Origin of the sequence: Clostridium sp. C2-6-12, from assembly GCF_009928485.1 — a bacterium.
Taxonomy (GTDB): Bacteria; Bacillota; Clostridia; order Clostridiales; family Clostridiaceae; genus Clostridium.
In genome coordinates this window covers 43,471-56,374 of sequence record NZ_JAABNP010000030.1, presented here as the reverse complement: position 1 = coordinate 56,374, position 12,904 = coordinate 43,471, and the positions used below count along the sequence as shown (strand labels likewise).

7 protein-coding genes are annotated in these 12,904 nt (G+C 30.8%); 6 read left to right on the top strand and 1 reads right to left on the bottom strand.

Annotation, left to right across the window (positions count from 1 at the left end; translation table 11 throughout):
- Positions 1-174: 174 nt before the first annotated feature.
- Complete coding sequence (locus GXK56_RS20770; protein WP_160690998.1) at positions 175-1,272, bottom strand: glycerol dehydrogenase; 1,098 nt, start codon at positions 1,270-1,272, stop codon at positions 175-177.
- A gap of 303 nt (positions 1,273-1,575) precedes the next feature.
- Here GXK56_RS20770 and GXK56_RS20765 point away from each other — a divergent pair, with 303 nt between their 5' ends.
- The 6 genes from GXK56_RS20765 to GXK56_RS20740 all read left to right on the top strand — a co-directional run bounded on the left by GXK56_RS20765 (position 1,576) and on the right by GXK56_RS20740 (position 12,704).
- Entirely contained in the window at positions 1,576-2,745 is a 1,170-nt protein-coding gene (locus GXK56_RS20765) for a diguanylate cyclase (protein WP_160690996.1), read from the top strand.
- Positions 2,746-3,161: 416 nt separating this feature from the next.
- Positions 3,162-4,556: an amino acid permease gene (locus GXK56_RS20760; RefSeq protein WP_160690994.1), complete on the top strand. Its 1,395-nt coding sequence runs from the start codon at positions 3,162-3,164 to the stop codon at positions 4,554-4,556.
- Positions 4,557-4,930: 374 nt separating this feature from the next.
- Positions 4,931-6,838 carry an acyl-CoA dehydrogenase family protein gene (locus GXK56_RS20755; protein ID WP_160690992.1) on the top strand — a complete coding sequence of 636 codons (1,908 nt, stop codon included), beginning with the start codon at positions 4,931-4,933 and terminating at the stop codon, positions 6,836-6,838.
- Between the two features lie 51 nt (positions 6,839-6,889).
- Complete coding sequence (locus GXK56_RS20750) at positions 6,890-8,092, top strand: FprA family A-type flavoprotein (RefSeq protein ID WP_160690990.1); 1,203 nt, start codon at positions 6,890-6,892, stop codon at positions 8,090-8,092.
- A 178-nt stretch (positions 8,093-8,270) separates the two neighbouring features.
- Positions 8,271-9,476, top strand: a complete 1,206-nt coding sequence (locus GXK56_RS20745) for an aldo/keto reductase (protein WP_160690988.1) — start codon at positions 8,271-8,273, stop codon at positions 9,474-9,476.
- Between the two features lie 732 nt (positions 9,477-10,208).
- Positions 10,209-12,704 (top strand): starch-binding protein, encoded by a 2,496-nt coding sequence (locus GXK56_RS20740; RefSeq protein ID WP_160690986.1) that lies wholly within the window; start codon positions 10,209-10,211, stop codon positions 12,702-12,704.
- Positions 12,705-12,904: the final 200 nt, after the last annotated feature.

Sequence of the window (12,904 nt, the reverse complement as noted above, 5' to 3'; positions counted from 1 at the left end):
AATATTAAGTAAAAATAAGAGCTTATGTAATGTAAGCTCTTATTTTTACTTATGTATAATTTTTATGTTAAAATGAAGGCCAGCGTTTAATACGCTGGCTAAAATAAAACAGTTTTAGTTTATAATAAATAGATTATTTGATAAAAATTTTAATATGTTACTAACACAAAAATATTACTCTAATACATAATCTCTTCCTAATTTATCAGCTGTTAATATAGCTGCATAAACATCTTCGACAGTTACTTTAAAAGGCATATTGTGTATTGTTTCATCTTTTGAAGCAGCAGTTTTAGCTACTTCCATAATTTCTTCGGGTTTAATTTCTTTAATGCCTAATTGCTTTAATGTAATTGGAAGTCCAACGCAAATACAGAAATCTATTACTTGTTCAATTTCTTCCAGTGGAGCATTTTCAAGAACTAATTGAGTTAAGGTACCAAAAGCAACTTTTTCACCATGATACATGTGATGACATGCTGGTAAGATCGTTAAACCATTATGGATAGCATGAGCAGCAGCAAGACCACCACTTTCAAAACCAAGACCACTTAAAAGAGTGTTAGCTTCTACTATTTTTTCTACAGCTTGAGTGCAGACACCTTCTTCTACAGCTAGTTTAGCTTTATATCCTTCTTTAATTAATGTATCGAAACATAATTTAGCCAAGGCTTGAGCTGACATAGTAGTAGTGCCAAAGGCACAGGTTCCAGCATTGGATTTAGCACAAGCTCTTGCTTCAAAATATGTTGCTAAGGCATCACCCATACCAGAAACTAATAAACGAACTGGTGCTTTAGCTATAATACCAGTATCAACTAATACAATATTAGGATTTTGCTTTAAAAATAAATATTTTTCAAAGACACCTTCTTCAGAGTATATAACTGATAAAGCACTGCAAGGAGCATCAGTAGCAGCTATAGTAGGTACTATTACTACAGGAAGATTTTTATAATATCCAACTGCTTTAATGGTATCTATGATTTTGCCGCCACCGATACCTATTAAGACAGTTAATTGATTTTCATCACAAATTTTAATGATACGGTTTACTTCTGTCATAGAACATTCCCCGTTAAAGGAATCATACTTTACTGTCATATTTTTTGATTGAAAACTTTTATCAAGGATTCCTTGAACTCTTTTTAACCCACTTCCACTAATTAAACATAAGGCTTTTTCACCAAGTACAGAAACATATTCAGCAATATTTGCTAATTCTCCATTACCTTGGATGTATTTACTAGGTGCTATCATAATTTTTGCCATAAATAATCCCTCCCAAACCTTTTGATGTATACTTTTAAACCATTACATTAAAATTATAGCACTTATAAATAAGTGGGTAAAGCTTTAACAATATTGTAATAATAAAGAAAATATTATGATTTCACCTTCAGTTAGAGCTAGTTTAATAGAAGATGTTAATGGAGCTAGGGCTTTTTGTACATGGTAAAATGGTTTCTATGCTAAAAAAATTATGAGTTGATTTTATTTCAAACATTGTATAAAATGAAAAGGAAGCAATTAATTGATAACGATATTCAATTAATAATTTATGAGGTGAAGATTATGAGAAAAAATATAAAAAAGATATTTTATTTATTCAGTCTATCCATAGCCTTTAGTTTTATTGATAATATAAAGGTATTTGCTGAAGTTAAAAATAATATTAATGAAACCACGCCATTAGAAAAGTTTTTGAATTTAAGTAATTATATATTAAGTGAATATAAGAACATATTATTGATTGTAGGAGGAATAGTATTAATTTCACTCTTAGATGCTTTTTATTGCTTTATTGTAAAAGCAAAAGAGCAAAAAAAATATTTAAAAGATTTAGATCTTGAGAGGGAGCGATACCATATTGTGGTTGAACAATTAAATGATATTATCTTTGATTTTGATTTAATTGATGAGAAAGTAATAAGTTCGTCTAAATTTGAAGAAAAATTTGGATGGACCTTTAATGTTCAAAATTATAATAAAAATATATTAAAAGATTTAAAAATACATCCTGAGGATAAAGAGTTAATTAATAAAATATTTGATGACATGAAGGCCTTTAATAAACAATCTATTATAAAACAAATAAGATTAATGAAAAAAAATAGAGAATACATATGGTGTGAAATAAAGCTTAATTACATACAAAGAAATGGTAAAATAGTTAGAGTTATCGGGAAAATTACGGATATTGATCATATAGTTAAAGAATTTTCTCTTTTAAAGCTAAAATCAGAGTATGATCAATTAACAGAATTGTATAACAAGTCAGCCTTTTACGAAAAAGTTAAAAAATTCATTAAAGAGAATAAAGAAAGTACATGCACCTTTATATTTATTGATTTAGATAATTTTAAAGCAGTTAATGATAACTTAGGTCATATGGTAGGTGATGAAGTATTAAAGGATACAGCAAACAAAATAAATGATGTGTTTAATGGATCAGAAACTATAGTTTCAAGATTTGGTGGAGATGAATTCTGTGTTTTTAATCCAAGTTTATCAATATCTCTAATTAAAGAAAAGTTAAGGCTTCTATGTGATAATCTTAATGCTAAATATATAGGGAATAATATTGAAGTTAAAATATCTGCAAGTATTGGAATTGCTTTTTACCCTAATGATGGAAATACTGTAGAGGCTTTAATTGAAAAATCAGATGAAGCTCTCTATTTGTCAAAAGAAAATGGAAAAAACCGATTTACTATATATAACGAAAAGCTTGAAATATCGTAAAAGATCATAAAAATTTAAATCGTACAATTCAAAAAAATTGAATTTACGATTTTTTTATTGTAAATATATATATTTCGAAGTATGGCTTAAAGCTATAGAAATTAGTCCAATATATAATACAAACAAAACTGGTAAAAGTCGTTGAAGAATAAGAAAATAAAATATTAGGAAATAGTATTTTGAGGAATAAAAAATAATTTTTAGGAAAATATTATGACAAAATAACTTTTGTTTTAATATAAAATTCGTATAAAAATAAAGAAAACATTGAAACTTTGTTAAAAATGTATTAATATTTAACAGTAAAAATTAAATTTTATATCACCAGAGTAATAATGACTATGGTGATAAGCCAATGACAAAATACTTTTAGATAAATGAGATTTAAAGTGTTTTAACTAAGATGGAGGGATAGTATGGATCAATTAACATCAGAGAAAGAAAATTTATCGAGGGGATTAAAAAATCGGCATGTTCAATTACTTGCTATTGGAGGTGCAATTGGTACTGGATTATTTCTTGGTTCAGGCAGATCGATTCATTTAGCAGGTCCTTCTATTTTATTTGCTTATATTATTACAGGCGTAATTTGTTTTTTCATTATGCGTGCTCTTGGAGAATTGCTACTTTCCAACTTAAATTATCATTCTTTTGTGGATTTCGTATATGATTATTTAGGAAATGGAGCAGCATTTGTTACTGGTTGGACATATTGGTTCTGCTGGATTTCAGTTGGCATGGCTGATTTAACAGCAGCAGGACTTTACATACAATACTGGCTTCCAAGTGTTCCTCAATGGATTCCAAGTCTTATTGTATTAATAATTTTATTAGTTATGAATATGGCAGCAGTAAAGTTGTTTGGGGAAATGGAATTTTGGTTTGCTTTAATTAAGGTCGTTGCGATTTTATCCTTAATTATAATCGGCACTTTTATGATTATAAGAGGATTTTCTACAGATGCTGGTACATCAAGCTTTACAAATCTTTGGAGTCATGGTGGTTTATTTCCAAATGGATTAAGTGGTTTTATACTTTCCTTCCAAATGGTTGTATTTGCATTTGCAGGAATTGAATTAGTAGGGCTTACAGCAGGTGAAACAGAAGATCCAGAACGTGTTATTCCAAAGGCAATCAATAATATTCCAATTAGAATTATCATCTTTTATATAGGTGCACTTATTGTTATTATGAGTATATATCCTTGGAATTCAATTAATCCAGATAAGAGTCCATTTGTACAGGTGTTTGCAGCAGTGGGAATAGCAGCTGCAGCAAGTATTGTAAATTTTGTTGTATTGACTTCAGCAGCATCTGCTTGCAATAGCGCTATTTTTAGCACAAGTCGTATGGTTTATTCTCTAGCAAAAGAAGATAATGCACCTGAGTCAATGAAGAAATTAACATCAAATAAAGTACCTTCAAATGCTACAATGTTTTCAGCAGCTGTAATTTTGATTTCAGTTATTTTGAACTTCATTATGCCAGAAGGGGTATTTGTATTAATTACAAGTATATCAACTTTTTGTTTTATCTATATTTGGGCAATAATTGTTGTTTGTCATATGAAATATCGTAAGGTAAATCCCAAACTAGCTGAAAAGAGTAAATTTAAAATGCCACTATATCCATTAATGAACTATTTGATTTTAGGATTTTTTGCTTTTATTATAGTTGTATTGGCACTAAATGAGGAAACTCGAGTAGCTTTATTTGTAACACCAGCATGGTTTATAATTCTTGGGGTTATTTATAAAGTACTTAAGACAAAGAAGACAAATGAAGAAGATGCTGAAAGTGATATAGCATAAGATATATTTAAATGCAAAGCAAAAATAATAATTTTAGAAAAAGTGCTTATCTTTAGGGATAATGCACTTTTTCTTTGTTCTTAATTTTTATATGAAGTATATAATAAAGTAAACTTAATTTTTAAATAGATAATTATTAGATTTTAATAATATTTTTTCTTTATCTACGAAAAAGTGAGTTATTAATAGCTAATGAAAGAAAAAAGTTATATACGTTTACATGAAGAGCATATATAAGATTTTATTAACTAATATGGTAGGAATAAGGATATAATAAATTTGAAAAGTATACCGAAGAGGTATAATATTAATGTGTACCTTAAGGGTATACATTTGAAATGCGAGTTAAATAGGTTGATGGAGGAGGTATGTTTATGTTTTTTAAAACTAGAGAAGAACATGAAAATTTGAGAATGAAAATAAGAGGTTTTGCTGAAGAAGAAGTTAAACCAATTGCCTTTATGTTGGATCAGGAAAATAAATTTCCTTCAGAAATAGTTGAAAAGATGGCTGATTTGGGCATTATGGGAATTCCATATTCTAAGGAGTATGGCGGTGCTGGTTTAGATGTAATCAGTTATGCAATTGCAGTTGAAGAATTATCAAGAGTTGATGGAGGTACAGGCGTTATACTTTCTGCTCATACATCCTTAGGTACATATCCTATTGCTGCCTATGGAACAGAAGAACAAAAGAAAAAATATTTAGTTCCACTAGCAAAAGGAGAAAAACTGGGTGCATTTGGTCTTACAGAAGAAAACGCAGGTAGTGATGCTGGAGGTACAGAAACTACTGCTGTTTTAGATGGAGATCATTATGTAATAAATGGTGAAAAAATATTCATAACCAATGGCGGTGAAGCTGATATTTACATTGTATTTGCAGTAACTACACCTGATATTGGGACAAAAGGTATTAGTGCTTTTATTGTAGAAAAGGGAACAGAGGGCTTTACCTTTGGAAAACATTACGATAAGATGGGAATTCGTTCTTCTGCTACTGCAGAATTGATTTTTAATGAGGTAAAAATCCCTAAGGAAAACCTATTAGGTAAAGAAGGGGATGGCTTTAAGATTGCAATGTCAACTTTAGATGGAGGTCGTATTGGTATAGCAGCTCAAGCACTAGGTATAGCTCAAGGTGCATATGAAAATGCATTAGCATATTCAAAAGAAAGAGTTCAATTTGGGAAACCTATCTGCCAGCAACAAGCTATTTCATTTAAACTAGCTGATATGGCTACAAAACTTAGAGCAGCCAGATTGCTTATTTACAGTGCAGCAGAGCTTAAAGGAAATCATGAACCATATAGTATGGAAGCTGCCATGGCAAAACAATATGCATCTGATGTATGTTTAGAAATTGTAAACGATGCTCTTCAAATATTCGGTGGAAGCGGTTATTTGAAAGGTATGGAAGTAGAACGTGCTTATAGAGATGCTAAGATTTGTACAATATATGAAGGTACTAATGAGATTCAACGTGTAGTTATTGCTGCACATATTATTGGCAAAATGCCTAAGAATGAAGCTCCAATTAGTGCGTCTAAGAAAGAACCTGCAACAGGATATCGTAAAAATATTATCTTTAAGCAAGGAACTTCAGAAGAGAAAGTTAATAGTCTTGTTGAGGCTCTAAAGGCAGATGGCTATGATTTTACTGTGGGAATACCTATGAATACACCTATAAATAAGGCTGAAAGGGTTGTAAGTGCAGGTCTTGGAATAGGAGAAAAGGAAAATATGATGCTTATAGAGGACTTAGCAGAACAAGCTGGTGCAACAGTTGGATGTTCTCGTCCTGTAGCTGAAACACTAAAATATTTACCACTAAATCGTTATGTAGGTATGTCAGGTCAAAAGTTTAGTGGAAATCTTTATATTGCTTGCGGTATTTCAGGAGCTGGTCAGCATTTAAAAGGTATAAAAGATGCTTCTACAATAGTAGCTATAAATATAAATCCTAATGCAAAAATATTTAAAAATGCGGATTATGGTATAGTTGGAGACCTAAAGGAAATCCTTCCTTTACTTACTGCTGCTTTAGACAATGGAGAACCAAAGAAAGAAGCTCCACCAATGAAGAAAATGAAGAGAGCTATTCCTAAGAAGGTTACTCCAACATGGAAACATTATGTTTGTAATGGCTGTGGCTATGAATATGACCCAGGAGTTGGAGATCCAGAAGGAGAAATTGCACCAGGTACATTATTTGAAAATCTACCAGAAGAATGGACTTGCCCTTTATGTAGTGAAGAAAAAGGTATGTTCATAGAAGTCTAGTTTTAAAATAACTGGGAATAAAATGTTTTAGTGTGAAGGAGGATTAATATTATGTTTTGTGTTAGAAAAATAACTGAGGACCTTTATTGGATTGGAGGCAACGATCATCGCCTTGCACTTTTTGAAAATGTCCATCCTATACCAAGAGGGGTTTCTTATAACTCATATTTACTTTTAGATGAAAAAACAGTTCTTTTTGATACTGTAGATTGGTCTATTTGCCGTCAGTTCCTTGATAATATTAAAGGAGTTCTTGGAGACAGACCTTTAGATTACATGGTAATTAATCATATGGAACCAGATCATGCAGCATGTATTGAAGAAATTGTTCTAAGATATCCTAAAGTAAAAATTATCTGCACTGAAAAAGGTTTTATGTTTATGCACCAATTTGGCTTTAATATAGATAAAAATGTTATTCAAGTTAAAGAAGGGGACAATATGTCCTTTGGAAAGCATAATGTTGTATTTGTATCTGCACCAATGGTTCATTGGCCAGAAGCTATGGTAACTTTCGATACAACAGCTGGAATATTATTTGCTGCTGATGCCTTTGGCTCTTTTGGAGCATTAGATGGTAAATTATTTAACGATGAAGTAAACTTTGATAGAGATTGGATTGATGATGCTAGAAGGTATTATACAAACATAGTTGGTAAGTATGGACCACATGTACAAGCTTTATTAAAGAAAGCTGGAGGTTTAGACATTAAGTTTATATGCCCACTTCATGGACCAGTATGGAGAAATGATTTTGGATATCTTTTAGATAAATACAGTAAATGGAGCACATATGAACCAGAAGAAAAAGGTGTAATGATAGTTTATGGAACAATGTATGGTAATACTGAAGCTGCTGCCACTGATTTAGCAACAAGGTTAGTGGAAAAAGGAATGACAAATGTAGTTATGTATGATGTATCAAAGACTCATGTATCTTACTTAATTTCTGAAACCTTTAAATATAGCCATGTTGTACTTGCCACAGTTACTTACAATTTAGAGGTTTATCCACCAATGCTTAATTATATAATGGATATGAAAGCATTAAATTTACAAAAACGTACTTTTGCTCTGATTGAAAATGGTTCATGGGCTCCTCAAGCTGCTAAGTTAATGAGAGCACATTTAGAAGACATGAAGGATATGACAATCTTAGATAATGAGATGTCAGTAAATTCAAGTTTAAAAGAAGGCGATGAAGATTTAATGGATTCAATAGCTGAAAGTATTATTGAATCTATGAATAAATAGAAGAATTTTAGGAAATTAGCTTTAATTGTTAATAGGAAATATCAATGTAGAGCCTCATAATCTTATAGATAGAAATTTCTTGTTTTAAGTGATTAGCTAATAGTTTATAATAAGTGGTGATAGTTATCAAAGTTTAAATGGTGACTGTCACCACTTATTATAATGAGGTGATTATAAAATGGAAGCAGTAAAAAAAACTCAGCAAATGAATTATAGAAAAGACAAAAAGGGAAATGATTTATCTATATTAGGTTATGGCTGCATGCGTTTTACTAAAAAGGGAGCCAGCATAGATATTGATAAGGCAGAAAAAGAAGTCATGGAGGCTATAAATAATGGGGTCAATTATTTTGATACTGCTTATGTTTATCCAGGAAGTGAAGCTGCTTTTGGTGAAATTTTAAAAAGAAATAACTGTAGGGAAAAAATATATATTGCAACAAAGCTTCCTCATTATATGGTTAAGTCTAAAAAGGACTTGGAAAAGTATTTTAATGAGCAGCTTAGAAGGCTTAATACTGATTATATAGATTATTATCTTATGCATATGCTTACAGATGTTAAGACTTGGGAGAAATTAAAGGCACTTGGAGCTGAAGAATGGTTAAAGGAAAAGGTAGAAAAAGGGCAGATTCGTAACGTTGGTTTTTCTTATCATGGTAATACTGAAACTTTTATAGACCTTTTAGAAGCTTATGACTGGGATTTTTGCCAAATTCAATATAATTATATAGATGAACATAGTCAAGCAGGAAGAAAAGGACTTGAGGCAGCTAATAAAAAGGGATTGCCTGTAATCATAATGGAGCCGCTTAGAGGTGGTAGATTAGTTAACTTACTTCCAGAGAAAGCAAAAGAAATAATAAAGGAAAATTCAAGAAAGTACACTCCAGCAGAATGGTCTTTTCGCTGGCTTTGGAATCAACCTGAGGTTACTTGTATATTGTCTGGAATGAATTCTATGGACATGGTTAAGGAAAATATAAAGATTGCAAGTAATGTAACAGTAGGTGAATTCACTGAAGAAGATTTTAAATTAATAGAACAAGTGAAAAATGAAATTAATAGAAATGTTAAGGTGGGTTGTACAGGGTGTGGTTATTGTATTCCATGTCCTAAAGGAGTAGATATACCTGGAACTTTTCATGCTTATAATATGATATATGCTGAAAATAAGAGAAATGGCAGAAGAGAATATCTTATGTGTACAGCACTTAGAAAAAATCCAACCAGTGCTTCTTTATGTGTTGAATGTGGTAAATGTGAGGGGCATTGTCCTCAACATATAGAAATTAGAAAAGAATTAAAAAATGCAAGAAGAGAGTTGGAAACACCTGTCTATAAAGCTGCAAAATTAGCAGTTAAATTATTTAAGATATATTAATGGAATTATTTGTTTTAGTATTTAATTTGTAGGTTAAATATATATAAATAAACTTCATGAAACAGAAGAAGCCCTCTTATTTAAAAATAGCAAAGCAAAAAGACACTTAAATTAAGTGTCTTTTTGCTTTGTTATGATGTCAGGAACAAGATAGATGTTGGATGCTATTGAGTGAAGTTTTAAGAACTAGTTTAAATAATATATAGAGAAGCTAATGCAATCGATTGAGAAAAAAATATAAAAATTTGGAATAAATTACAAAAGAATTGTTTTTTATTAGAAATATAAGGAAAAATATTGAAAAAGTATAAGGCTTATAATAATATATAGTTAATAGTACAAATAATGTAATATTAACTATATATTTGTTATCTGTGTAAACAATTAAAATAATTATAGGGAGGGGGAATTTAAATAATAATGCAAACGTTTGAATACGTGGATATAATTTATTAATTAATGGAGGGAGAAGAATGAATTATAAAATGTATGTAAAATTATAGCTACAGACGAACTTTTAACTTTTTTATTTAGCACTTTCATAGCCCATACTGCTAGTATAGCTTTTCGTAAAACGTTTACTTAGATATGCAAGCGTTTACTTAGGTTTCTCATAAAGATTTAATAATGGAGCTTGAAATTCATACACTGGGAATCAAAGGACTGTATATTAAATTTTATAATTAAGAAGATCAATAATTAATAAAAAATTATAAGGTAGGGGAGATAAAAATGGCAAAATCAAAGAAAAATATAAGAAATCTCATAGCAATGACTTTAGTTGCAACTACAGTAATATTTAGCAGTTTACCAGCTAGCATGGCTAGTGCTTCAACTAGAAATATTCAAAATAAGGAATTAGCAGATTCAATTGAAAATGGTGTAATATTACATGCATGGAACTGGTCTTTTAATACAATTAAGGATAATTTAGATGCTATAGCTGATGCAGGATATACTTCTATTCAGGTATCACCTATCCAAGGAACAAAAGAAAATACTAAGAAAACCTCATATTGGTGGCTTTTATATCAACCAACTAATTTTTCAATTGGTAATGCTCAATTAGGAACTAGGGAAGAATTTAAACAGTTGTGTGATGCAGCAGAAGCAAAAGGAATTAAAATTATAGTAGATGTTGTAGCAAATCATACAGCAAATGCTGGCGGTGGAAATGATCAGTATTATCCAAGCAAAAGTGTTGACCCAGATTTGTTAAATGATCCAAATTGCTGGCATGATCACACACAAGTATCTGATTGGAACAATAGATGGCAAGTAACTCATTATTGTATTGGACTACCGGACTTAAATAGCTCTAATGCTAAAGTTCAAAATAAAGTAATATCATATTTAAATGACTGCATTGATTGCGGAGCTGATGGATTTAGATTTGATGCTGCAAAGCATATTGAGCTTCCAAGTGATAGCAATGGTGCAAGCGACTTTTGGTCTAATGTTCTTGGATCCATGAAGAAAAAAGTATTTGTTTATGGAGAAGTATTGCAAGGAGGTGCAGATAATTTTAATTCATATACTAATTACATGGATGTTTTAGCATCAAATTATGGGGATAATGTAAGAAGTGCAGTAGGATATAGTGGCAGTAAAAATGTTTACTCTGCTAAAGATTACTCTGCAAATGGTGTTGGAGCTTCACATTTAGTAACAGAAGTTGAAACTCATGATACTTATGCTAATAATAACTTTAATGGAACTAGCTCAAGTATGAATGACTGGCAAATAAAGATGGGGTGGGCCCTTATAGCTGCACGTGCCGATTCTGTGCCATTATTTTTTGATAGACCTACAAGTACAACTGGGGATATGGGGGCTGCAGGAAATACTAATTGGAAAGATAAAGATGTAATTTCAGTAAACAAATTCCACAATTTAATGGCAGGGGAAAATGAATATATAAGACCACAAAGTAACTATGTAACTATGATAGAACGTGGTACAAAGGGCGCAGTTATCGTTAATTTAGATGGTGCAACAACAATAAATTCAACAACAAATCTAGCAGATGGCACTTATACTAATCATGCAAGCACTGGAGGAACCTTTACTGTTTCTAGTGGAAAAATTTCTGGTAATCTTCCTGCAGGAATAACTGTTCTTTATAATGAAGATAAACCAAACACAGTGGTTTCAAGCTCTAAAGAAGATTGCGATTTTACAGATTCACTAACATTAACATTAGGAGCAAAAAATGTAACTAGTGCAACTTATTCAATTGATGGTGGAGCAGAAACAGCATATAAAGATGGACAAATAATAACTATAGGTAAAGATACTAAGGTTGGAGATAGCGTTACTTTAAAATTAAAAGGAACAAATGGAACAAGTATAAATGAAAAATCTTATACTTATAGAAAAGTACCTGTGCCAACTGGATCTAAGGTATATTTCTATAACACAAATAACTGGAGTAATCCATATGTATATGTTTATAGCGGAAGTACTGGTAATAAAATAGCAGCATGGCCAGGAGTAGCTATGACTAAAGGAAATGATGGGTTATACAGCTATCAAATACCAAAAGGATTTGGAGATGCAAAGGTAATATTCAGTGACAAAGGAAATAATCAATATCCAGCATCAGGACAAGAAGGATTGGCTATAACTGATGGAGCTTCAATGGAATATAAGAATGGAACTTGGCAAATTTATGATGAAATTGATACAAAGCCAACTGTTTCAATTTCTAAAGAAGATTGCAGTTTTACAGATTCACTAACATTAACCTTAGGAGTAAAAAATGCAACAAGTTCAACTTATTCAATTGGTGGTGTAGCAGAAACAGCATATAAAGATGGACAAACAATAACTATAGGTAAAGATGCAAAGGTTGGAGATAAAATTACTTTAGAATTAAAAGCTACAAATGGAACAAATACAGCTAAAAAATCTTATACTTATACCAAAGAAGCTGTACCAACTGGATCTAAGGTATATTTCTATAACACAAATAACTGGAGTAACCCATATGTATATGTTTATAGTAAAAGTACAGGAAATAAAATAGCAGCATGGCCAGGAGCAGCTATGACTAAAGTAAGTGATGGATTATATAGCTACACAATACCAGAAGGTTTTGGAGATGCAAAGGTAATATTCAGCGATAAAGGAAATAATCAATATCCAGGATCAGGACAAGAAGGATTGACGATAACTTCTGGAAGCTCAATGGTATTTAAAAACGGATCTTGGGATTCATACAAATAGTAGATAGTTAGGATGTATCATATTAAAGATAAATGGTATAGTTGATGCATTTAAAAAGGAAAATTAACATTATCTAGATGCAGGGATGAAATTATAGGTATATGTAAATAATTTATTTAATAAAAATAAATTATAATTTATGAAAAGCACAATTGTTTGTAAATTTAACTACAAGCATTGTGCTTTTTTGTTGTTAATTG

Coding starts and splice junctions, on each gene's coding strand:
- GXK56_RS20765 (WP_160690996.1), top strand. CDS start 1,576: ATGAGAAAAAATATAAAAAAGATATTTTATTTATTCAGTCTATCCATA.
- GXK56_RS20745 (WP_160690988.1), top strand. CDS start 8,271: ATGGAAGCAGTAAAAAAAACTCAGCAAATGAATTATAGAAAAGACAAA.
- GXK56_RS20770 (WP_160690998.1), bottom strand. CDS start 1,272: ATGGCAAAAATTATGATAGCACCTAGTAAATACATCCAAGGTAATGGA.
- GXK56_RS20750 (WP_160690990.1), top strand. CDS start 6,890: ATGTTTTGTGTTAGAAAAATAACTGAGGACCTTTATTGGATTGGAGGC.
- GXK56_RS20755 (WP_160690992.1), top strand. CDS start 4,931: ATGTTTTTTAAAACTAGAGAAGAACATGAAAATTTGAGAATGAAAATA.
- GXK56_RS20760 (WP_160690994.1), top strand. CDS start 3,162: ATGGATCAATTAACATCAGAGAAAGAAAATTTATCGAGGGGATTAAAA.
- GXK56_RS20740 (WP_160690986.1), top strand. CDS start 10,209: ATGGCAAAATCAAAGAAAAATATAAGAAATCTCATAGCAATGACTTTA.